This window comes from Clostridium sp. JN-9, from assembly GCF_004103695.1.
GTDB lineage: Bacteria > Bacillota > Clostridia > Clostridiales > Clostridiaceae > JN-9.
The window spans coordinates 2614762-2639520 of the sequence record NZ_CP035280.1 but is presented as its reverse complement, the minus strand read 5'-3'; the positions used below and the strand labels follow the sequence as shown (position 1 = coordinate 2639520).

The 24759-nt window shown below is 33.6% G+C and carries 22 protein-coding genes; 19 read left to right on the top strand and 3 right to left on the bottom strand.

The window, feature by feature from the left end:
• The first annotated feature begins 18 nt into the window (after positions 1–18).
• The 7 genes from EQM05_RS12755 (at position 19) to EQM05_RS12725 (ending at position 7295) form a co-directional block, all read left to right on the top strand.
• The gene (locus EQM05_RS12755) at positions 19–477 is read left to right on the top strand and encodes a DUF523 domain-containing protein (protein WP_128750384.1); all 459 of its coding nucleotides are present in this window, start codon (positions 19–21) and stop codon (positions 475–477) included.
• Between the two features lie 25 nt (positions 478–502).
• A complete protein-coding gene (locus EQM05_RS12750; RefSeq protein WP_128750383.1) occupies positions 503–1516 on the top strand; it encodes an alpha-hydroxy-acid oxidizing protein in 1014 nt (337 codons plus the stop codon).
• 137 nt (positions 1517–1653) lie between these two features.
• Positions 1654–3084, top strand: coding sequence for a type I glutamate--ammonia ligase (glnA, locus tag EQM05_RS12745; RefSeq protein WP_128750382.1), 1431 nt, complete (start codon positions 1654–1656; stop codon positions 3082–3084).
• Positions 3085–3104: 20 nt separating this feature from the next.
• On the top strand, positions 3105–4004 hold the full coding sequence (locus EQM05_RS12740) for a phosphate butyryltransferase (RefSeq protein WP_128750381.1): 900 nt from the start codon (positions 3105–3107) through the stop codon (positions 4002–4004).
• Between the two features lie 25 nt (positions 4005–4029).
• The gene (iorA, locus tag EQM05_RS12735) at positions 4030–5790 is read left to right on the top strand and encodes an indolepyruvate ferredoxin oxidoreductase subunit alpha (RefSeq protein WP_128750380.1); all 1761 of its coding nucleotides are present in this window, start codon (positions 4030–4032) and stop codon (positions 5788–5790) included.
• Position 5791: 1 nt separating this feature from the next.
• The gene (locus EQM05_RS12730; protein WP_128750379.1) at positions 5792–6367 is read left to right on the top strand and encodes an indolepyruvate oxidoreductase subunit beta; all 576 of its coding nucleotides are present in this window, start codon (positions 5792–5794) and stop codon (positions 6365–6367) included.
• 91 nt (positions 6368–6458) lie between these two features.
• A complete protein-coding gene (locus EQM05_RS12725; protein ID WP_128750378.1) occupies positions 6459–7295 on the top strand; it encodes a hypothetical protein in 837 nt (278 codons plus the stop codon).
• Positions 7296–7733: 438 nt separating this feature from the next.
• Here EQM05_RS12725 and EQM05_RS12720 read toward each other — a convergent pair whose 3' ends face one another.
• The 3 genes from EQM05_RS12720 to EQM05_RS12715 all read right to left on the bottom strand — a co-directional run bounded on the left by EQM05_RS12720 (position 7734) and on the right by EQM05_RS12715 (position 10834).
• Complete coding sequence (locus EQM05_RS12720) at positions 7734–8717, bottom strand: transposase (protein WP_164917297.1); 984 nt, start codon at positions 8715–8717, stop codon at positions 7734–7736.
• Between the two features lie 307 nt (positions 8718–9024).
• Complete coding sequence (locus EQM05_RS15900; protein WP_164917296.1) at positions 9025–9180, bottom strand: hypothetical protein; 156 nt, start codon at positions 9178–9180, stop codon at positions 9025–9027.
• Between the two features lie 163 nt (positions 9181–9343).
• Positions 9344–10834, bottom strand: coding sequence for an aminotransferase class I/II-fold pyridoxal phosphate-dependent enzyme (locus EQM05_RS12715; RefSeq protein WP_128750376.1), 1491 nt, complete (start codon positions 10832–10834; stop codon positions 9344–9346).
• 197 nt (positions 10835–11031) lie between these two features.
• Here EQM05_RS12715 and EQM05_RS12710 point away from each other — a divergent pair, with 197 nt between their 5' ends.
• The 12 genes from EQM05_RS12710 (at position 11032) to EQM05_RS12655 (ending at position 24757) form a co-directional block, all read left to right on the top strand.
• Positions 11032–11616 carry a 50S ribosomal protein L25 gene (locus EQM05_RS12710; RefSeq protein WP_128750375.1) on the top strand — a complete coding sequence of 195 codons (585 nt, stop codon included), beginning with the start codon at positions 11032–11034 and terminating at the stop codon, positions 11614–11616.
• 95 nt (positions 11617–11711) lie between these two features.
• The gene (locus tag EQM05_RS12705; protein ID WP_128750374.1) at positions 11712–13445 is read left to right on the top strand and encodes a phospho-sugar mutase; all 1734 of its coding nucleotides are present in this window, start codon (positions 11712–11714) and stop codon (positions 13443–13445) included.
• Positions 13446–13568: 123 nt separating this feature from the next.
• Positions 13569–14639: a tetratricopeptide repeat protein gene (locus EQM05_RS12700; RefSeq protein ID WP_128750373.1), complete on the top strand. Its 1071-nt coding sequence runs from the start codon at positions 13569–13571 to the stop codon at positions 14637–14639.
• 17 nt (positions 14640–14656) lie between these two features.
• Positions 14657–16168, top strand: coding sequence for an N-acetylmuramoyl-L-alanine amidase (locus EQM05_RS12695; protein WP_128750372.1), 1512 nt, complete (start codon positions 14657–14659; stop codon positions 16166–16168).
• 420 nt (positions 16169–16588) lie between these two features.
• Positions 16589–17452, top strand: coding sequence for a glucose-1-phosphate thymidylyltransferase RfbA (gene rfbA, locus EQM05_RS12690; protein ID WP_128750371.1), 864 nt, complete (start codon positions 16589–16591; stop codon positions 17450–17452).
• Between the two features lie 26 nt (positions 17453–17478).
• Positions 17479–18528, top strand: a complete 1050-nt coding sequence (rfbB, locus tag EQM05_RS12685; protein ID WP_128750370.1) for a dTDP-glucose 4,6-dehydratase — start codon at positions 17479–17481, stop codon at positions 18526–18528.
• Positions 18529–18584: 56 nt separating this feature from the next.
• The gene (gene rfbC, locus EQM05_RS12680) at positions 18585–19142 is read left to right on the top strand and encodes a dTDP-4-dehydrorhamnose 3,5-epimerase (protein ID WP_128750369.1); all 558 of its coding nucleotides are present in this window, start codon (positions 18585–18587) and stop codon (positions 19140–19142) included.
• A gap of 152 nt (positions 19143–19294) precedes the next feature.
• A complete protein-coding gene (locus EQM05_RS12675; RefSeq protein WP_128750368.1) occupies positions 19295–20779 on the top strand; it encodes an oligosaccharide flippase family protein in 1485 nt (494 codons plus the stop codon).
• Between the two features lie 24 nt (positions 20780–20803).
• Positions 20804–21577, top strand: a complete 774-nt coding sequence (locus EQM05_RS12670; protein WP_128750367.1) for a CDP-alcohol phosphatidyltransferase family protein — start codon at positions 20804–20806, stop codon at positions 21575–21577.
• A 46-nt stretch (positions 21578–21623) separates the two neighbouring features.
• Complete coding sequence (locus EQM05_RS12665) at positions 21624–22538, top strand: glycosyltransferase family 2 protein (protein WP_128750366.1); 915 nt, start codon at positions 21624–21626, stop codon at positions 22536–22538.
• Positions 22539–22559: 21 nt separating this feature from the next.
• Positions 22560–23891 carry an O-antigen ligase family protein gene (locus EQM05_RS12660; protein ID WP_128750365.1) on the top strand — a complete coding sequence of 444 codons (1332 nt, stop codon included), beginning with the start codon at positions 22560–22562 and terminating at the stop codon, positions 23889–23891.
• A complete protein-coding gene (locus tag EQM05_RS12655; RefSeq protein WP_128750364.1) occupies positions 23891–24757 on the top strand; it encodes a glycosyltransferase family 2 protein in 867 nt (288 codons plus the stop codon). Before EQM05_RS12660 ends, EQM05_RS12655 begins: the two co-directional genes overlap by 1 nt.
• The last annotated feature ends 2 nt before the right edge of the window (positions 24758–24759 follow it).

Sequence of the window (24759 nt, the reverse complement as noted above, 5' to 3'; positions counted from 1 at the left end):
CAGAAGGAGGTAACATAAATGATTATAGTAAGTGCATGCTTATGCGGTATCAACTGTAAATACAACGGCGGCAATAATTTAAATAAGGATGTTTTAGAGTTACTAAAAAGCGGGAAGGCCATTCCTGTATGCCCTGAACAGCTAGGGGGTCAGAGCACACCAAGAGGTGCTCATGAAATAATAAATGGCACAGGCTTTCATGTGCTTAATGGAAAGGCAGAAGTAATGGGCCCTGAAGGTGACCATGTTACTTCTGAATTCATAAGGGGAGCAGAAGAAACATTAAGAATTGCAAAAAACTGCGGAGCCACAGAAGCCATTTTAAAGGCAAGAAGTCCTTCCTGCGGCCTTTCTGTAATATATGACGGTACTTTCACTGGAAATAAAAGAGAAGGAAACGGGGTAACAGCTGAACTTCTGCTGGAAAATGGCATTAAGATTTATACTGAAGAAAACATTCCTGAAAAATACAAATAATAAAGCAAATATAGGGAGGTTAAAAATGAATTACAAAGATGTTTTAAAAAATGCAAGGGAAAATTTAAATGGAAGCTGCAGAGTATGCCCTGTATGCAATGGAAAAGCATGTGCTGGTGAAGTACCAGGTATGGGGGGAAAAGGAACTGGCCAGGCTTTTACTATAAATATTGAAGCATTGGAAGCATATAAATTAAATATGAGAGTTATCCACAATGCAAAGAATCCAGATACTTCAACTGAGCTGTTTGGCAAAAAGCTTGAAATACCAGTATTTGCAGCGCCGGTATCAGGCACTACGCTAAATATGGGAGGAAAGTTCACAGAAGAAGAATATATTTCCTGGGTAATAGGAGGATGTGTTGATGCAGGTATTTATCCTATGGTAGGCGACACAGCAGTTGATTCATTTCTTATTACAAATCTTCAGCAGCTTAAGAAGTTTAATGGAGAAGGCATTGCTATTATTAAACCTTGGGAAAACAGCAATGTAATTAAAAAGATAAAGCTTGCTGAAGAGGCAGGTGCTTTTGCTGTAGGAATGGACATAGATGCAGCAGGACTTATAACATTGGCTCTTCATGGAAAACCTGTAGGACCAAAAACTGTAGATGAAATTAAAGAAATTGTTAATAGCACAAAGCTGCCATTTATATTAAAGGGAATCATGACTGCAGACGAAGCTGAATTAGCAGTTGAAGCAGGAGTTAATGCAATTGTAGTATCAAATCACGGAGGCAGAGTGCTTGACCAGACTCCAGGAGTTGCAGATGTCCTTCCTGAAATAGCTGAGGCTGTTAAGGGAAAAGTTACAATACTTGCAGATGGCGGAGTTAGAAATGGTGTGGATGTTCTTAAGATGATAGCATTGGGAGCAGATGCAGTTTTAATTGGAAGACCTTTTGTAACAGCATCCTTTGGAGGACAAAGGGAAGGTGTAAAAACATATATAGAAAACATTAAAGGAGAACTAAAGTCTGCCATGGTATTAACAGGATGTAATTCAATTAAGGATGTAACCAGCAGGATATTATATTAATCTTTCATTTTTAATTATTAATGAATTTAATATTGCAAAACCCTCACATATTGTTGACAAAAATAATTCATGTATTATACTAAAATTATAGAAAATATATAATATTTACAAACTAGTTATACGTGGGGGTTAATAATATGTTTAAAAATTACCAAGAGTTAAAAACGTTTACAGAAAAAAATAATATTAAAATTATCGATTTTAAAATTATCACCCTTCGAGGAAGATGGAATCATCTTGCCATTCCTGTGGAAAGACTTAGTGAAAAGCTTTTCCAGGAGGGGATTGGATTTGATGGTTCAAGTTATGGATATTCATCCATAGAGAATTCAGATATGTGCTTTATCCCTGATATATCAACAGCATTTGTTGATCCATACTGCAAAGTTCCAACTTTAAGCATCATTGCAAACATTTACACAATAGGAAATAATGAAGGGAGATTCAGTGGAGACCCCAGATATATCTCAGAAAAGGCAGAAAAATTCATGAGATCATCTAAAATTGCTGACGAATTTTTAATAGCGCCAGAATTTGAATTTTATATTTTTGACCACATAAGCTTTGAAATAAAACATGAGCATCAGGAAGTAACTATAAGATCAAAGCAGGCACCCTGGAGTACCAATGATAAAGAAGAAAACTTCGGATACAAGGTACCCTTCCAGGATGGATATCACATGGGATTACCATATGATTTGAATAATGATCTCAGATCTGAAATGACATTAAAGCTTCAGGAAATGGGAGTAGATGTAAAATATCATCATCATGAGGTTGGAGCAGCAGGCCAGCTGGAGCTGGAGGTAGAATTAGATAATATGAAGAAAATGGCCGATGAAACAATGATGGCAAAGTATGTAATTAAAAATGAAGCAGTTACTCATGGAAAGACGGCCACATTTATGCCAAAGCCACTTTATGGTGAGGCAGGCAGCGGTATGCATGTGCATATGCTTTTAAGAAAAGATAATAAAAATTTATTTTATGATGAAAAAGGCTATTCCAAACTAAGTAAAGAAGCACATTATTTTATCGGGGGTATTTTAAAACATTCAAGATCATTACTTGCATTTACAAATCCATCCACTAATTCATATAAAAGGCTTGTACCAGGTTTTGAAGCTCCTGTGTCAATATGCTTTGCTACAGGTAACAGAAGTTCTGTAATAAGAATACCTGGATATGTAAAGGATCCCGCAAAGAGAAGGTTCGAATTCAGGCCTTCAGATGCAACATGTAATCCTTATATAGCATATTCAGCACTGTTGATGGCAGGCTTAGATGGAATAATAAATAAAATAGATCCTACAAAGGAAGGTTTTGGACCATATGATGTAAATGTTTTCGACCTTCCAGATGAGGAAAGAAATAAAATAGGATCTCTTCCAAAGTCTTTAACAGAGGCTCTTGAGGAACTGAAAAAGGATCATGACTTTTTATTAAGAGATGGTGTTTTCGATGAACACTTTATTAATAACTGGATCAAATATAAATATGAAAGTGAGATAGTTAAGGTGCTGCCGGTACCAGCGCCAATTGAGTATCAATTATATTATGATATTTAAAAAATCGAGGAGATGGGTGTATGGTTACAAATTTAGATGAGCTTTTGGAACTTGCTAAAAAGAAAAGAAAAAAGACCATGTCTGTTGCTGTGGCACAGGATGATCAGGTATTAAAGGCCGTGGCTTCAGCTGTAGATATGGGATTAATTGATGCAATATTAGTTGGCGATTCTAAAGAGATAAATTCCATAGCCGGCAATGATCACATTAATATATCCAATATGAAGATCATTGATGAAAAGGACAAAATAAAAGCTGCTGCCAGGGCTGTGGAAATTGTATCACAGGGACAGGCAGATTATATTATGAAGGGAATGCTTGGAACAGCAGCTTTACTTAAGGCTGTTTTAAATAAGGAAGCAGGACTTAAGGGAGGCGGGCTTCTTTCCCATGTCATGATATATGATGTATCCACTTATCATAAATTAATTTTTTTAACAGATGGAGGCATGGTTACATACCCAACTCTTGAAGATAAAATAGGCATAATTAATAATGCTGTAACCGTATGCAACAGCCTTGAAATCCACAATCCTAAGGTGGCTCCAATATGTGCAGTAGAGGTTGTAAATCCAGCCATGCAGGCCACTGTAGATGCTGCTGCATTATCAGAAATGAACAAAAGAGGACAGATTAAAGACTGCATTATCGATGGGCCGTTGGCATTGGACAATGCTGTTTCTAAAGAAGCAGCAAAGCATAAGGGCATTGTAAGTGAAGTTGCCGGAGATGCTGATGTTTTACTTGTGCCTAATATAGAATCCGGGAATTTTCTTGGTAAGTCATTGACTTATTTTGCAAAGGCTGAAAGTGCAGGTGTTATTGTTGGTGCCAAATGTCCTGTGGTTTTGGTTTCAAGAGCAGATAGTGCAAAGTCAAAATTATATTCTATAGCTTTAGGTTCTGTAATGTGTGATTAAATTTTAAAGAAGGCGGGGGTTGTTTATGAAAGTCATTATGTCAGGTAACGAAGCTATTGCCAGAGGTGCCTATGAGGCTGGATGTAAGGTTGCATCAGCTTATCCAGGCACTCCAAGTACAGAAATACTTGAGAATCTGGCTGTATATGATGGGGTTTATGCAGAATGGGCCCCAAATGAGAAGGTAGCCTTTGAGGTAGCATCAGGGGCATCTATTGGAGGAGCACGAAGCTTAACCACTATGAAGCACGTTGGGCTTAATGTAGCTGCTGATCCAATGTTTACCATGGGATATGAGGGAGTTAACGGAGGATTTGTTGTAGTAACTGCAGATGATCCAGGAATGCATTCATCACAAAATGAGCAGGATAACAGATTATATGCGCCTCATGCTAAAATTGCCATGGTGGAACCCTCAGATTCACAGGAATGTAAGGATTTCATAAAAGAAGCATATAAAATAAGCGAAATGTTTGATACAGTTGTACTTTTCAGGAGCAGCACAAGAATATCTCATTCAAAAAGCATAGTTGAACTTGGAGAAAAGCAGGATGTTGGAATTAAGGATTATGAGAAGAACATTAAGAAATATATAATGATACCAGCTCATTCAAAACAGAAGCATTATGAAGTAGAGGAAAGACTTAAAAAGCTTCAGGATTATTCAAACAGCAGTGATCTTAACAGAATTGAAATGGGTGACACCAAAATAGGCATTGTTACAAGCGGGATAAGCTATCAGTACGCTAAAGAAGTATTTGGTGATACTGCATCATATTTGAAAATAGGAATGTCTTATCCATTGCCGGATAAAATGATTAGGGAATTTTCCAAGAAAGTAGAAAAATTATATGTTATAGAGGAAAATGAGCCATATTTAGAAAATGCAATTAAGATTATGGGGATTTCATGTATAGGAAAGGATATAATTCCAATTTGTGATGAACTCAGTCCTGAAGTTATAAGAAAAGCTGTTTTTGGAAAACAGGCTGAAGCAAATTATAGTACGGATATTAAAGCACCATCAAGACCTCCCGTTTTATGCCCCGGCTGTCCTCATAGAGGAATTTTTTATGCTGTTTCAAAATATAAGGACATTATTGCCACAGGTGATATAGGGTGCTATACACTTGGAATGGTGGCTCCATTAAACGTTACAGATACAGTTATATGTATGGGAGCTTCAATAACCGCAGGCCTTGGCATAGAAAAAGCAAATTCACTTGCTGGAAGAAAAAAGAAGGTATTTTCCTTTATTGGTGACTCCACATTCTTCCACTCAGGAATAACAGGGTTAATGGATTCAATTTATAATAATATTCCAATAGTAACCTGCATACTGGATAACAGAATAACAGCAATGACAGGACATCAGGAAAACCCAGGAACAGGCAGAACACTGCAGGGAAAACCTACTGTAATTATAGATATAGAAAAGGTTGTCCTGGCACTTGGAATTAAAGAAGAAAATATTAGAGTTGTAGATCCATACAATCTATCTGAAACTGAGGAGGCTGTTAAAGAGGCCTATGAAAGTACTGATCCTTTTGTATTAATAGTAAAGAGGGCCTGTGCTCTTAAAAAGGACGTATTAAAGCAAAGGGCAGGCCTAAAGTGTAAGATAGATCCTGAGCTTTGTAAAAAGTGTAAGGCATGCCTGAAAACAGGATGCCCGGCATTACAATATAAAAACGGCATTGTAAGTATAGATGAAAACATGTGCAATGGATGCGAATTATGTAAGCAGGTCTGCAGATTCAATGCTATAGAGAAGGTGGGTGAATAATATGGATAAGGTTAAAAGTGTACTTTTTGTAGGCGTTGGAGGACAGGGGACCATATTAGCATCAAAGATACTTACACTGGGATTATTAAATAACGGCTATGATGTTAAAATGTCAGAAATTCATGGAATGGCTCAAAGGGGAGGCAGCGTATCAACACAGGTTCGATTTGGACAGAAGGTATATTCACCTCTCATAGAAAAGGGAACAGCAGATGTAATTGTGGCTTTTGAAAAAAGTGAAGCTGCCAGATGGCTTCCATATTTAAAAAAGGATGGTTATTTAGTAATAAATGATTATGAAATATATCCTGTTCCAGTTCTAATAGGAGCAGAAAAGTATCCAGAAGATGTAAATGCAAAACTTAAAGCTACTGTAAGCAATACTGTAATAATAGATGCAGCTGAAGAGGCAAAAAAGCTTGGTAATATTAAAGCACAAAATGTTGTACTCTTAGGTGCTCTCATAAAAGTTCTTGGGCTTAGCAGTATAAACTGGAATAAAATAATAGAGCAGACAGTACCTGCAAAGGCTATTGAATTAAACAAAAAGGCATTAGTAAAAGGCATGGAAGCATAAATCTATATAAATGTGCAAAATAATTAAAATTCTAGTATAATAATATTATTGTACTAGAATTTTAATTTATTTATAATCGAGGTGTTATGCATTGTTTGATTATACTTTAGCATCTAATGAAATTATGGGAAAGCTGGCTCCATATATAAAAAAAGGGGAAGTTCCTCTGGTATCTGAGGCAATTAAGATAAAAGGAAAAAGATACAGAGAAGTAATGATAAATAAAAAAACAATTGGCGGTGTAAAAAAACAAGCCCAGGCATTACTATACATCACAGATGAGGGAGGAGTAGTTACAGATAAAAGTATTCAAAAAGACATAGGGCAGCTTGCTTATTACTTTAATATTTTTTTCCCAGTGGATAAGAAACAGAGCATATTCAGGGCTATAAGAGATAATGGCATAATTGAAAGAGAAAAAAGGGATTTTAACATAGCTGACAAAGGTCTGAATAGTTTAGTAAAGGACAAAGTACAGTATGTTGAAAATGTAAGATTAATAATGAAGAATATACCTGAACTAAGAGAAAGAAATAATAATAAGCTCATCAGCTTAAAAAACAAGGTTGATGATTTTGAAAAACAGCACGGAGAATTCAGCGATGATTTATTTAAAGAATTATATCCAATTTACATGGAAGTGCTTGACACCAATTTTCAAAATGTAAAAGCAATCAGCACAGGTGAGAATTACTATGGCGAATTAAAAAAACACCTTAACAAAAAGAAGAAGAGCCTTTCAGTGCTTTTAAATAAAAATATTTCAGAACCATTATATAAACTTGATTATATAATAGGCTATTTTAACAAGCTTATGAATACATACAGACCCATACTAAATATGAGCACCTCTGAATATAAAAAGTTTATAGAAAACAGTGAAAAAAATAAAATAGAAAAAAATTTAAATCTCATAAGAAACCCATAAAACTAAAGATTAAAGAACAAAGATTAAATAATTTGTTATCTGCTCTTTAATCTTTGTTATTTGTATTATATCCTGCCCCTATGGCTCTGTTATCCAATAATGTTGATAATTTATCAAGTTGAAATTTTGCACTTAAGTCAAAAATAGGTTTGTTATTCAATAATGTTGATAATTTACCAGGCATTTCAGCAAATCAGGGACTTTATAAAAATAACTTCATTTAAAATTGATTCTTGAAATTAAAAAAGAGCTGAAAGCTCTTAAAACCGGTAGGTTGTCCAACATCATTATAAAAACAATTCCCGACAGGGACATACCAAATAGATGTAAAGTAAATCATCTATGCAGCTTCCCCAAAAACTGTAAAAGCGTCAGTATTTTTGCTCACTTAAATGGTGATTTACTAAATACATTATATAGTTTATATATTGTTTATCTTTAGTCAAAACAATTATCACTGACTCTTATAGACAAATTTGTCTGCTTAATATTAACATATAGTATAGAGGCATAAAGTTTTTTTATATACCATGCCATTCTGCTGAAGTTTACTGATTTGATAAATTTAAATAAACTTAAATAATTATTTAGATATTTTGTTGCGACTCCCCTAAATTGACTTAGCCAGTCCAGGCATTCAGTCCTATATTTTATGATTTTAGAATTTCCATCCAATAATCTTTTAGCTTCAATAATATTTGCTCTTTTGAAAAACAATGCGAAAAAGGATTTTGGTTTTGAACATGCAAATCTATTTCCATTAAGAAGTTTACTGAATAAATCATTGATATCCATGGGATTCATGCGTCCTGTACCAATTGCCATAGAATAAATATTTTTATGATAATCCATAACATTTACTACACAAACACTATCTTTATCAAGCTGAAAAGACTTTAAACTTCTTCCATGGACCCTTTCTTTATTATCTTCAATGTTCTTTTTACCCTTGTTTGAGAATTTTAAAAAGAAGTTCTCCACCTCAAAGTAACCTTTCATTCTGTTTTGTTCAATTTTTTTTGTTGCTGAAAGAAGTTTATGCCTCCAATAAAAAAGCGTTACATAGGAAACCTTAATTTCCCTGGCTGCAGCTCTAAGAGATAAACCATTAATTGTACACTTGATAAAGGCATCCCATTTTTCAGGGTGGTGAGTTCTATAAATAGGCGTATTGGTTAAATCACTAAAGGTTCTTTTGCAGTCATGGCATTTATATCTCTGCTTTCCGTTGTTTAGTCCATATTTAACAGTATGGCTGCAGCCGCAGTAAGGGCATGATCTGCCTTTATGAAATCTTTTAGATTGAAAATATGAAATTATACTGATATTACAACATTTATATTTAAGCATAATATTTGTATCCTTTATATTCAAATAATATTTATATCCATATTGTTTCCAACATGTTTCCATATTATTCATATAAAGTTGTATTTTTTTATTAAATATTCGAAACTCCATCAACAATATACGCTAACATTGTAAAGTACTTAGTTAATGCAAATCATCCACATTATTGTTTAACACAGCCTAAAGCACAATGCTTGTACATTTTCCTTACTCATATACGTAAAAACATCCACATTATTATTTAACAGAGCCATAGGGGTCAGTATAGATGCGTATTAAACAGCATCCATATCAAACAAAAAAATATATAGGAGTATGATAAACTGCTTATTACTCAGCATATTTACCATACTCCATTCATTGATGTTAATAATTAATTTTATATATTTCCTTTATTTTTGCTGTAGCAGAAATTACATGGTTCTCCATCGCAGTTTAATACTACATCATCTTCATTTGTTGCAAATATCTCCTGTTTATTAATTACATCTTCATAAATTCTTTCTCCTAATTTCAATTCTTTTTCGCTTTTCATAAATAATCCCTCCAATATTAAAATAAAAATCAATATGTATAAGATTTATAATCATTTAATAATTGTTATTCATTAATTATTATTATAGCATACATTTATTATTTTTCAATACTTTTTAGAATTTTAGTCAAAAAAACCAGCAAAATCTTTGCTGGTTTTATTATTATTCTACATTTATATAAACTGCATCTTCTTCTTTTACAACTTTTATATATTCAACTTCAGGATCTTCTGTACCCTGAACATATAAACCTGTATCTTTCAGCTTTTGTATATAATCTATGATTTCCTGTGTAATCTTCTCACCAGGGCATAAAATTGGAATTCCAGGCGGGTATGCCATTAAAAATTCCCCGCTTATGGCTCCAACGCTGTTTTTAAGTAATACAGGTGTTTTAGCGCTGTTAAATGCTTCCCTTGGTATCTGAACCTGTTCTGGAATAGCAGGGATATCAATAAAGTCAGCCTTTTTGTTGCCTTTTCCATAGTATTCACTGCTTATTTCCTTTAATGCATTAATTAAAGCATCAATGCTTTCCTTTGTGTCTCCAAATGAGCCCACGGCTAATACGTTATATAAATCTGACAGTTCCATTTGAATATGATATCTGTTTGAAAGAATCATATCAAGGTCATATCCTGTTATTCCCAATTCTCTGCATGTAATTGTCATTTTAGTTGGATCCAGAGCATAAACCCCAGGCTGACCGAGTATTTCTTCACCAAAGCAGTAAAATCCGGGTATTTTATTTATTTCTTCCCTGGCATGGTTTGCAAGTGCAATGGCTTTATCAAGAAGTTCTTCTCCATGAATAGCAATCTGCCTTCTTGCACAATCCAGTGAAGCCATGAGTATATACGATGGTGATGTAGTCTGAAGAATATTTAAAATCTGCTGAACTCTAGGTATATCTATACGTTCTGACCGAACTTGTAAAAGGGAACTTTGTGTTAAGGCACCAATTATCTTATGGGTGCTTTGTGCACACATATCAGCGCCTGCTTCCATTGCAGATACAGGCAGCTTACTATTAAATCCTAAATGAGGACCATGAGCTTCATCCACAATAAGTGGTAAATTGTACTCATGGACAATGTCTGCTATTTTTCTTATATCAGTTGCTACCCCATAATAAGTAGGATTTATTATAAGAACTGCTTTAGCATCTGGATTTGCCTCTAAAGTTGCTCTTACTGTTTCCGGAGTTACACCATGAGCAATGCCAACCTTTTTATCCAGCTCAGGCTGCATATATACTGGTATGGCGCCGCTTAATATAATTCCAGCAGTAATTGATTTATGCACGTTTCTAGGGATTATTATTTTCTCACCAGAGTTAACTACAGTCATAACCATAGCCTGAATGGCACCTGATGTTCCATGAATGGAAAAAAATGCGGCATCAGAACCATAAGCATCTGCAGCAAGCTCTTGGGCCTTTTTAATGGGTCCTGTTGGATGATGAAGGCTGTCTACCAGTTTAAAAACTGTTACATCAATTTTAAAGGGATTTTCGCCCATAAACTTTTTAAATTCTTCGTCTGCTCCTACGCCTTTTTTATGACCAGGAACATGAAATGGTATGGTTCCCCTATTTACATATTCCATTAAAGCATCAAATAGTGGTGTTTCATTTTGATCTAATTTATACACCTTGATATAGCACCTTCTTTCATATAATATTCCCGTGAAACTGTGATAGTACAAAGGTTCCCGTGGATTTCTTTTCAAAACAATATTATTATAAGTTATATGTTTATTAAATGCAATGTTATTTTATCCATTTGTGAAAATTACTATGAATATTTTTTCCCGCCTAGGTCAATAATAAAATTGTAGGAGGGATAAAAATGGAATTTTTAAAATGTGATGTAAGAGAAAAAAACTGCAGGCACTCTGCCAATAAGGAAAGAAGAGAAGGCAAAGTACCTGGTATATTGTATGGAAAGAATATTAAAAATGTACTATTTGAATTGGCATACATGGATTTAAACAGTGCAATAAACAGAAATGGTGAGCATGGTGAACTGGACATTAATATAAATGGAAGCAATCATAAAACATTAATAAAAGAACTGCAAAGAGATCCTGTAAGCCACAATATAATACATATAGACCTTGAGGAACTTACTGGTGATAAATATTTTACTACTGATATTCCTGTAATGCTAATGGGGGAAGGAATTATAAAAAGCAAAGGCGGAATTATTCAAAGGGAAAAAAACAGTGTTAAAGTACAGTGCAGAGGAGAAGATATTCCAAAAACAGTTAATGTGGATTTGTCAAATCTCAATGCTGGGGATACCTTTAGGATTTCAGATATTGAAATGTCAAAGGAAATTAGTATTGTAGATGACATAAATACTGTTTTAGTTTCCATATTAAAAGATAATATAACAGAAACTTCTGAAAACGTTAATGTAGAACAAAAATAATGTTTATGTTTTTTTAATGCTCCCATGTTAATATATTAATAAATTTATAGTATAATATTATTGTTATAATTTTGTAAATAGGGAGGATTACAACAGTGATATATAGAGATAAGTACCAATATTGGTTGAACTGTAAATTTATTGATGAAGATACTAAAAGGGAATTAAGAAACATTACAAATGAAAAAGAAATAGAAGACAGATTTTATAAAGATCTTGAATTTGGAACCGGCGGACTCAGGGGGATTATAGGCGCAGGAAGCAACAGAATGAACATATATACTGTAGGAAAGGCAACACAGGGATTAGCAATGTATCTTGTAAACCACTACAATGATGAAAAATCCGTTAGTATAGCATACGATTCCAGAATAATGTCAAAGGAATTTGCTGAATACTCAGCATCTGTATTATGCGGGAATGGCATAAAGGTAAATTTATTTGAAAGTTTAAGGCCTACTCCAATGCTTTCATTTACTGTACGATATTTAAAAAGCAAGGCTGGAATAGTAATAACAGCTTCTCATAATCCAAAGCAGTATAATGGTTATAAGGTTTATGGAGAGGACGGCGGTCAGGTAACAGATGAGGCAGCAAAGGAAATTCTTTCATATATAGAAGCTATTGAAGATTTTTCAACAATTAAAACTATGGCGTTAAATCAGGCTAAAGAATCAGGTTTGTTAAAAATAATAGGTGAAGATGTAGACAAAGTCTATATGGACAAGGTAAAATCTCTCACCATAAGAAAAGACTTAGTAAAAAATCATGCAGAAAGCTTAAAAATTATTTATACACCAATACATGGATCTGGAAATATTCCTGTAAGGAGAGTTTTAGGCGAGCTTGGGTATAAAAATCTTCATGTGGTAAAGGAACAGGAACTGCCTGACGGAACTTTTAAAACTGCACCATATCCTAATCCTGAAAATCCAAATGTATTCAGTATAGCCTTGGAAATGGCAAAGGAATTAAAGCCTGATATAATTTTTGGTACGGATCCGGACTGTGACAGATTAGGTGTGGTAGTTAAGGACAACACTGGAAAGTACCAGGTACTTACCGGAAACCAGATGGGTGTAATTCTTACACATTACATTGTTTCATCAAAGAAGGAATTAAATGAACTGCCTTCAGATGGAAAGGTGATTAAGACCATAGTTACTACTGAAATGGTAAGAAAAATAGCAGAGCAGTATAATGTGGAATTAATTGATGTACTCACAGGCTTCAAATATATTGGAGAAAAAATAAAGGGCTTTGAAGAAAATAAAAATGGAACATTCTTATTTGGATTCGAGGAAAGCTATGGATATCTGGCAGGAGACTTTGTACGGGATAAGGATGCAATTATTGCCTCCATGCTGGTATGTGAAGCAGCATTGTACTATAAGCAGAAGGGCATGACATTATATGATGCACTTATAAAATTATATGAACAATATGGATATTTCAAAGAAGGGTTAGTATCCATTGAACTTAAGGGAAAAGAAGGACAGATAAAAATTGAGAATGCCCTTCAGTATTTAAGGCATTCCATGAATAATGTTTTAGACAATGTGAGAATTGTTAAAAAAATGGATTATAAATCAAGTATTGAAAAGGATTTAGACAAAATAGATGAAACTATTATTGATCTTCCTAAGTCAAATGTATTAAAGTTTGTACTTGAGGATGGTTCATGGTTTGTTGTAAGACCTTCGGGAACTGAGCCTAAAATAAAAATATATATTTCTGTAATAGGCAGCAGTATTAAAGACTCAGAAGTGAAACTTCAAAGCTTTAAAGAAAAAGTAATGAAGATTATTAATGAAGCTTTGGAAATTTAAATAACTTATCAAAAAGAGTGGGATTTTATTTCACTCTTTTATATTTTATTGCAAATGCAATGTTGAATTTAATTAAAGTATAAATTATAATAATATATAAGTATTTAGTTAAGGGGAGAATTTATGGATATTAAATCACAATTTTCATCAAAGTTATCTAGTCTGCTATTTTTGGAAATAGATAAAAGTAAGATACAGCAATTATTTAATATTAAGGTGGAAGAAAATGTATCTTTACCAATAAAGTCAAGTGTTTTAGTTGAAAAAATAAAATCAGGGGAAAATCTTGATGCAATTCCACTATCGTATTTTTTTGAAGGCATTTTTTTTGTCCTTGGATTAGATGAAAAGTTTAAGTTCAATAAAATTTATGTGAAAATGATTGACCATATTTCTGAAAGCAAGACCTTTATAAAAGGAGTTATTGCAAAGGAAGTTAATAAAAAAAATTATGAAGATGCATATATACTTCTTAAAGGGTTATGTGCCGTTGAAGAAAACAAGGGGAATTACGATAAATTACTATTACTTGCAGAACATTTAAGAGGAATTGAAAGTTCTTTTGCAGATGAGGAATTAGAAGAAATAGACAAGTCAAAAAAAATAAATGGATGTACTCTTCCATATCTTTATGAAGCTGTTATTTATAATGAAAAGAGAGATTTAACCAAGGCATTTATAAGTATAAATGAATATATTTCCAAAGGCGGCAAAGAAACTGCCGAGGTTTCAGAATTAAAGCATTCTATTAAAGATGCTCTTGATTTTAAAAATGGCAGTGAAAGTGTAGATGAAAATCCTACAGAAGCCTTGAAGCTGCTTCTGCCTTTAATTGATAACTACGGAAATAATGCAAATTTATATTATTATATTGCAGTTGCCTACAGAAATCTGGAAAACTATGAAAAGGCTATTTATTATTTGAATGAATCTGTTGCCATTGACAATAACATTGTTGAAGTAATAAATGAGCTGGGGGTTAATTTTGCCTCTTTAGGCGATTTCCCTAAGGCAATAGCATATTTCAGAAAGGCTTTTGAAGCTACCAGATCAGTTGAAATTTGTACAAATCTTGTTATGTGCTATTTGAACTCAGGAGATTTAAAACAGGCTAAGGCACATCTTGATATAGCAGAAAAATTAGATCCGGAAGATGAGGTGGTTAAAGAATTAAAAAAAGTTTTAAATGAGTAAGGAAGAGAGGTGGAGTAATGAAATTTTTTTACAAATTACTTTTGGTAGTAGCTTCCTTTATCGGTATTTTAATGTTTTCCACCCCCAAGTGCATGGCTGCAGGATTATCTATAAATTCCGTGCCAGACAAAACTAATGTGGAAACTACAAAAGTATGGACAATAAAATTTAATCAGGCTGTAGACAAAAATACTATAAATAGAAGCAATATATACATAAAAGACAGCTATGGAAACATATTTAATGATTTTAATGTTCAGCTGCAGCAGGACAATAAAAGTGTTACAGTTTCACCACTTAGACCTTATGCTGCAGGACAGACATATTCTCTTGAAATAAATAATAATGTAAAAGCACAAAATGGTGGAGCTATCATAAGTCCTGTAACTATGAAATTTACTACTGCATCTAATTCATCTGCTTCAGCTGACTGCACCATAGTTATTGATGCTGGCAATGGAGGCAGTGATTTTGGGGTAGTATCCCCAGAGGGAACCAAGGAAAAGGACATTAATTTATCAGTGGCTAAAAAGGTGGGGAATTATCTTACAGGTAAAGGAATAAAGGTTATTTATACAAGAAGTGATGACAGCTATGTGGACTTAAATACAAGAAGAAATATAGCAAATAGTTCTAATGCCAATGCTTATATAAGCATACAGTGTAATACTGCAGGATATACTTCTACAGGAGTTGAAACATATTATCTAAATGGCAACAGCAGTGATGTTAATTTAGCCAATAATGTTCAAAATGCTGTGGCAAGTGCAACAGGACTGATTAACAGAGGAGTAAAACCTTCAGATAGTGTTAATGAACTCAATGGTATTAATATTCCATGTATTAAAATTCCAATGGCGTTTTTAAGCAATCCAAGTGATGAAAGTTATCTTTTAAATAATCAGGATGCCATTGCTTTAGGTATTTCAAATGGAGTTTTAAATGCGTTAAAATCAAAAAAATCCGGACATACCATTGCAATTGATGCAGGTCATGGAGGTCCTGATCCTGGAGCAATAGGAGTCACTGGAGTTAATGAGAAGGATGTAAATTTATCAATTGCTTTAAAGGTTGGTGAGCTGCTTTCACAAAATAATATCAATGTTGTTTATACAAGGACAGATGATAATGTGCCATGGTCCAATGGAACTTCATCGGATTTGAAACACAGGAGCGATATAGCTAATAATGCCAAGGCTGATTATTTTGTGTGCATTCACAATAATTCATTCACCAGCCCAAATGCATATGGTACTGAGACACTATATCAAACTTCAAGCTCTGCCAGCAAAAAACTTGCTCAGGCAATACAGGATGCTTTAGTTGGCGAACTTAGTTCTAGCGATAGGGGAATTAAGGATGGAGATTGGCTTTACATATCGCATCATAACAATATGCCTACAGTATTAACAGAGGTGGGATTCTTAACCAATCCTACGGAAGAAAGCAATTTAAATAATTCATCTTATCAGGCAAGAGCAGCTGATGCAATTGCCAAAGGAATTTTATCATTTTTGAAATCACTTTAAATAAAGGAACTGTCTAGATTTAGGCAGTTCCTTTATTTATTATGTATTGAAGCCATATGGCTCTGTTATATTATAATGTGGATTAAATTGCAGCCTCCGGCTTGAAAAGCTTTACAGCTATCTTATTTGGGACAAGCCATCTCTTTATATAAACATCCACATTATTTGCTAACAGAGCCATAAGGGTTAGGAAGTTGATTAAAGAAATAGACGCTCCTTGATATTGAATCACTATTCAGAGAGCTTAGCTTAATACTTAGGATAAAGGTCAAAGGGTTTTGTAATTAAATTGTAAAGTAATTGTAATATACTTTGTCCTAACAACACCACATAGTTTATTGACTAAAGGTCAGTATTATTATAAAATGAACTAGATGTTTAATTTTAATATTGGCATCTACTACAAAGGAGGGTTAAATAATGAAAGGTATTATTTTAGCTGGGGGTTCTGGAACAAGATTATATCCAATAACAAAAGCGGTATCTAAACAAATATTACCAATTTATGATAAACCCATGATTTACTATCCGCTTTCCGTTTTAATGTTAGCTGAAATCAGAGATATATTAATAATTTCCACACCAAGAGATATAAGCACATTTGAAGAGCTGCTTGGAGATGGAAGTCAATTAGGATTAAATATAAAGTATGCAGTTCAGGATCAGCCAAGAGGACTTGCAGATGCATTTATAGTAGGTGAAAAGTTCATAGGCAATGATAAGGTAGCCCTGGTTTTAGGGGATAATATATTTTATGGCTATGGATTCACTGAAAGATTAAAAAGAGCTGCAAACAGAAAAACAGGTGCTACAATTTTTGGTTATCATGTTAGCAATCCAAGGGATTTTGGTGTTGTTGAGTTTGATGAAAACGACAACGTAGTATCCATAGAGGAGAAACCTGTAAAACCAAAGTCAAATTACGCAGTACCAGGCTTGTATTTCTATGATAATGAGGTTGTTGAGATTGCCAAGAATGTAAAGCCTTCTGCAAGAGGAGAAATTGAAATTACTGCAGTCAATAATGAATATTTAAGAAATAAGAAGCTTAAGGTTGAGCTGTTTGGCCGTGGTATGGCATGGCTTGATACAGGAACTCACAGAGGACTTTTGGATGCTGCAAACTTTGTTGAGGCAATTCAGACAAGACAGGGATTGTATGTGGCATGTATAGAAGAAATCGCATATAGGAATGGATACATAAATGCAGACCAGCTAAGAAATTTAGCAGAGACATTAAATAAAACTGACTATGGAAAGTATCTGCTGAGTTTATTAGAATAATATAATTATTTTAAAGGAGAAAAACTATGAAAACTTATTTGGTTACTGGTGGAGCAGGGTTTATAGGTTCAAACTTTATACATTACATGTTGAACAAATATAATGATATTAAAATTATCAATGTAGACAAATTAACTTATGCAGGAAACTTGGAAAATCTAAAATCAGTTGAAAAAAATCCAAATTATAAGTTCATACAGGCTGATATCTGCGATAAAGAATTTATGGAAAAGATATTTAACCAAAACAGCATTGATTATGTGGTTAACTTTGCTGCAGAATCACATGTTGACAGAAGCATAAAGGAACCAGAGATATTTGTTAAGACAAATGTACTGGGTACTGTAACTTTATTAAATGCTGCAAAGAATGCATGGGAAACAGAGGATGGATTTAAAGAAGGAGTAAAATATCTTCAGGTATCAACAGATGAAGTTTATGGCTCCTTAGGAAAAACGGGATACTTTATGGAATCTACGCCATTAGATCCTCACAGCCCTTATTCTTCAAGCAAGACTGGTGCAGATTTAATGGTAAAGGCATATTTTGATACATACAAAATGCCTGTTAATATAACAAGATGTTCAAATAACTATGGCCCATATCAGTTTCCTGAAAAGCTGATACCATTAATAATAAATAACTGCCTTAATAAGAGAAGCCTTCCTGTTTATGGAGACGGAATGAACATAAGGGACTGGCTTTATGTGGAAGATCACTGCAAAGCTATTGATATGGTTGTTAATAATGGAAGACTTGGAGAGGTGTACAACATTGGCGGTCATAATGAAAGAACAAATATCCATATAGTTAAAACTATAATTGATTACATAGGCAGCAATGTGGACAATACAGTTACTGAAAATCTTATAAAGTATGTTGAGGACAGAAAAGGCCATGACAGAAGATATGGAATAGATCCTGCTAAAATAAAGAAGGAACTGGGATGGGAGCCCGAAACTGCTTTTGAAAATGGAATAAAGAAGACAATAAAGTGGTATCTGGACAATGAGGACTGGATGAAGAATGTTACTTCAGGACAATACCAGAGTTATTACAAAAAAATGTATGAATAATGTAAACACAGCCCGTAAAAGGCTGTGTTATTATTAAATAATGGAGATGAATTTAAATGGGAAAATTTATTTTTTCAAATACTGAAATACAAGGTGTATACATAATTGAAACAGGAATATTCGGAGATAACAGGGGATATTTCATGGAAACATATAATCAGAAAGAATTCAAAGCAGCTGGACTTGGAATGAATTTTGTGCAGGATAACCAGTCAAAGTCAAAAAAAGGAGTACTCAGAGGACTTCATTTTCAGAAAAACCATCCTCAGGGCAAATTAGTTAGAGTTGTACGTGGAGAAGTTTTTGATGTGGCTGTAGACCTTAGAAAGAATTCAAGCACCTATGGAAAATGGGTAGGGGTAGCACTAACAGAGGAAAATAAAAAACAGTTTTATATTCCTGAAGGATTTGCACATGGGTTCCTTGTTTTGTCAGATGAAGCAGAATTTTGTTACAAATGCACTGATTTCTATCATCCGGAAGATGAAGGAGGAATTATGTGGAATGACCCTGAAGTTGGAATAAAGTGGCCTCTTGAGGGTATAGACAATATTCTGCTGTCTGAAAAGGATAAGGCTCATAAAAGCTTAAAAGAAACAGCAATAAGCTTTTAGGCGAAATAAGACCATTTTTTGAATGTGGTTGTCAATATTGCAAATTATTATTTGATAATTTATAATAAGACATGAACTTTGCAAAAAATGAAATTTCATTAATTAATGAAATTTCATTTTAATTTAAGTTGCAATAACAAAGTTGAGGTACTATGCTTAAGGAATTTGAATCAAACATTAAATTTGTAATGAAAAATGTATCTGCAGTTTTTATTCTGAAGATAATAGGAACAGGTCTGTTATTTATATTTCAGGTTATTTTAGGTAATAGACTGGGAGCTAATTATTATGGACAGTTTACTATATATACCACCTTACTGAACATTTTTCTGTTAGTTACGGTATTTGGAATAGACAGTACGCTTATAAGATATATACCAAGGATAAAACAGGATGACAGGCTCAGAGTGACACTGCTTAAAAAATCTCTCTTCAAAGTACTTACTGTGACTATCATTGTAGTTTTATTTATGTATATATTCAGATGGCCCATTATGGCATTTTTCAACATAAAAAGCGAAAAAATATATTTAGTGCTGCCAGCAATACTATTGATAATGTCCATATCAAAAGTTCTTGATGGATTTTTACAGGGAGAAAAGAAGACATCTCTCACCACATTCTTTAATCCACTGCTTCTTACAGTGATAAAGTTAACTGTGTTTTTTATTGCAGCATTTTTGATAAATAGAAATTTAGAAGCAGCAGTCATTTCTGTTATAGTAAGTGAAGGAATACTGCTGATTATAAGAATATTTTATGTTAAGAATGAACAAGGTAATATTGTAAAAACCTGTGAAAGCACGTTTACAAAAAAAGAAAATACAAAATTTATGAAATACTCTCTTTCACTATTTGCTATTTTAAGTCTTGGAACAATGGTCAGCAGTGTTGATAAAATCATAATAAATGCTTATATGGGCTCAACTGAGGTTGGAGTTTACAAAGTAGCAGAAAATTATATGGCTTTAGTTGGAATTTTTGCAAGTCCATTTGTTGTATTTTGGCCGGTAATGTCTGAACTTTACAAGAAAAAACAGATGGATGTGCTGGATAAGATATTTAATTATGCTGTGAAACTGATTTCACTGCTTGCAGTACCTGTAATGGTATTTATAATTATTTTCTCAAATGATCTGTTAAGGCTCTTTGGAAAGGACTTTGCCCAGGGAACTTTTATATTGTGTATACTGCTGATAGGTTATGGCTGCGACTCACTTACGGGACCGGTGGGGGCACTGCTTAACATGACAGATTATGCTAAATATAATTTAATGGATACAATTATACTGGCTGTTGTTGATATTTCTCTTAATCTAGTACTTGTTCCAAGAATGGGAGCAATTGGGGCTGCTATTGCAACTGCTGTTTCGCTGGTAAGCATTAACATTATTAATATAATACAAAATAGAATTTTACTAAAGGTGTTTCCATACGACAAAAATAATTTATTAATAATTTTTATGGGAGCAATAGCTTACCTGGTGGATAAACTACTTTATCCAATGATAAACATTAATATTTTAGTTAAAATGATAGTGTTTGTACTAATAAATTATGTTATAGTAATGGGAGCATATTTACTTATTGCTAAGCCTGATTTTAAAGGCTTTATGAAAAGTATTAAATCAAACTAACAATTTGAGGAGTTGGGTGGTTCAATGGAACAACAGAATAAGAAAAATAAAGTTACACTAGTTGAATTTCTGGAAATGATAAAAACTGATGAATATGAAAATGACTGGTACTCAAGGATAATGACCAAATTAGCGGTATATTGTACATATGTGCTTGCAAAGACAAATCTAAGTGCAAATATGGCTACATTTATAATGCTTCTTATAGGTCTTGCATCTGGTGTGGCATTTTACTTTGATAAAATGCTGCTTGGAGTAATATTAATGCAGCTATGGTACCTTTTTGACTGGATAGATGGAGCCATAGCCAGATTAAAAAATCAATGCAGCAAAACAGGCTGGTATTATGATCATATAATACATTTAATAAATCATCCCATATTTTTTGTATCAATTGCAGCAGGGCTGTATAGGCAGACACATTTAACATATATACTAATATTTGGACTAACAGCAGCCTATGCACATATTGTGGATGTATCAGCATCAGATACTTATATGATGGTTTTATTTAAAAATTTACTTGATAATAAAATACCTTTTGTTAAAAAACCTCATAAAAATGCAAAGAACTTTATAGCCTTGAAACTTCACTTCCCAGGCATAATGAATGTATTCACATTGTCTGTGGTTTTAGATTATATTGGGAGAGCAGCAGGCTTTCAAAGCAATTGTAACATAACAAAATATGTAATAATTGCATATGGTATCTTACTGCCCATATATGTAATCCTAAGACTAACAAAGCATATAACACAAGGTGCCATAGACAGGGAATATGACAGCTTAAGCAAGTAGAAATTGAATATAGAAATAAAAAATGATAAAATAGACAAGATGTTTTATGAAAGGACAAATAATTATGCAAAATAGTGATGAAGTCAATCCTATAAAGCTTTCTATAATAATTGTAAATTATAATGCTGAAAAGCTGCTGCTGGATTGTGTGAAATCTATATATAATAGTAATAACAGCACTGCCCTTGAAGTAATTATTGTGGACAATGACTCAAAGGATAACAGCAGAAATTTAATCACCAGTGAATATCCGCAGGTTCAATGGGTTCAAAATAAAGATAATGTTGGATTTGCAAAGGCTAATAATCAGGCCATGAACATTGCTAAAGGTGAATACATAATGCTTTTAAATAACGATACTGTGGTACTTGATAAAGCATTAGATAAACTTGTACAATTTTTAGATAAAAACCCAGAAGCAGCAGCAGTGGGACCTAGAATATTAAATAAGGATAAAACGCTGCAGTTATCATGCAGGAGAGGGCTTCCTAATGCAGTTAATTCCTTTGGATATTTTTCGAAATTATACAAGGTATTCCCCAATAATAAAGCTCTTGGCGGTTATGCAATGACTTATATTTCAGATAAGATATCCCATGAGGTTCAATGCTTATCCGGAGCAGCCATGGTTGTGAGGAAGAGCGTTGCTGAAAAAATAGGAGGCCTTGATGAAAACTTCTTTATGCATTTTGAAGATGTGGATTTTTGTTTAAGAATTGGTAAGCTTGGATATAAATTATTTTATGTACATGATTCTGAAATAATACATCTAAAAGGCCAGAGCAGTAAACTTAGAAGTAAAAAAGTAATTGAGGATTTCAATGATTCCTTAAAGTATTATTATAAGAAGAATTATTCAAAGGAAAAATTTTTCTTAACAAATTGGCTGGTTTATCTGGCAATATGGGCAAGGAAGATATTGTGCCTTGCTGTTTATAATATGAAAAATACATCAAAGTAATTTTAACGGGGAGTGAACCTAATGGTAGTCAATCTAAAGAAAATTTTAAGATATTTAATTTATTTTATTATTGTAGAAGCAATTTTAGGCGGGGCAGGAAGAATAATTGCAGTTAAATCATTAAGCTTCAGAATGATTTTATATATAGCTGCATTTGCAGTTTTTGGTTTAATATTAATAATGGATAGAAGAGATGTATTTTCCAGGCTGAAAAAGCCTGATATTAATTCCATACTAATAATCATGTTTGGTTTGTGGATTATTTTAACAGCAGCTCATGGTTACTTTATAACTAAAAACAGCTTGTCTCAGGTTGTGGGAGATGTAACAGGCTATGTAAGTCTGGCTCTTCTCATACTTTTCAGCTATACCTTTGACCATAAATTTCAGATTGATTTCATTATGAAATTAACTGCTGTTTCCGTTGTAATACAGGCAATAGTCATTCTGACTATTCATTACTTGTTAGGCTTTGGTGTACTTTACTTTGATACAATGAACAGCATTCTCCAGGAACTTTATATAGGTCATCTGGCATATGTTTATCCCGGAGCAATAAGAATATTTTTCAAGAGTTCAGTTTATTTACAGATAGGTTTTGTTTTCCTTGCAGCAATGCTTTCACATGAACGTGACAAAAAAAAGAGAACACTTTTATACATAGGGCTCATACTGGTGAGCTATGCCATAATAATATCCTTCACAAGAGGATTCTGGCTTGGTGCTGCTGTAGCTGCAGTGATGTATCTAATGTGCAGACATGTTAAGCATGTTTTAAAAACCATAGCTGTTTTACTCTGTGGAATAGTTGTAATGATGGGATTAAGCGCAGCAGTTTATGGCAACTTCGATGTGGCATACTGCTTAGCTTCAAGAGTTGGCATTAATGTAAAAGTACCATCAGCTGTTCAGGAAAAGAAGGTATCAGCTCCTGGAGCTGATACTGAGGGTGAGGACTTGTCCGCAGATTACAGACAGAAGCTGTCTTCAACCATGATGAAAGAAATTGAGGATGATCCAGTTACTGGAAATGGATTTGGGGTTGTCCTAAGGCAAATTGGACAAGAACAGTCAAGAAGTGAATACATGTATCTGGATATATTAATGGAACAGGGAGTTATAGGATTAGCTCTTTATATGGGCTTATTCATTGTGATGCTAAAGCAGTGGCTGGACATAAGAAAGCACTGCTATGACAAGAGTAATCTTTACATTATTGATGCATTTATGGTATCTCTTGTAGGACTAATAATAACAAGTGGTATAAATCCATTTTTAAATAACCCAATTGGAATAACCTATTTAATTATGTGCGTTTCTGCAATTAAAGTTTATAGAGAGGAAAATCTGTAATGTGTGATTTATCCATAATAATAGTAAGCTGGAATACTAAGGACCTGGTAAGAGATTGTTTAAACAGTATAAAAAAATGCACCCATAGCATATCCTATAAGGTTTTCCTGGTGGATAACAATTCATCAGATGGCACAGTTCAAATGGTTAAGCATGAATTCAAGGATGTGACACTTATTGCCAATAAAACAAATAATGGTTTTGCAAAGGCTAATAATCAGGCAATTAAAATTTCAGACAGCAGATATATAATTCTTTTGAACCCTGACACCATAGTTCACGAAAATGCACTGGATAACATGGTGCACTATTTACAGCAGCATGAGGATGTGGGAATAGTAGGCTGTAAGCTTTTAAATCCTGACGGTTCGCTGCAGGAATCATGCAGAAGATTTCCTGATTTAAGCACATACAGCACCATACTTTTAAAGCTGCACACAGTGTTTCCTAATAAGAGGTGCTTAAGAAGGTATTTTATGAAGGAAATGAACTATAATACTATTAATGAAGTGGATCAGGTTATGGGGGCAGCTTTAATGTACAGAACCAATGTACTTGGAGAAAAAAGCTATCTGGATGAAGATTACTGGATATGGTTTGAAGAGGTGGACTTCTGTTACAATGTTAAAAAGAAGGGATATAAAGTTGTTTATATACCTGATGCTGAAATTATACATTATAAGGCTCAAAGCTTTAATCAGCTGCTTAAGGTGCAGCAGCAGAAGGTATTTAATAAAAGCCTGCTGAGGTATTTTCAAAAGAATGGAAAAAAATCTGATACTATTATACTAAAATTATTATTCCCTGTTTCTATACTTCTAAGCTATGTAATACAGCTTGGAAAAGCCATTAAGAAGAGAGGGTAACT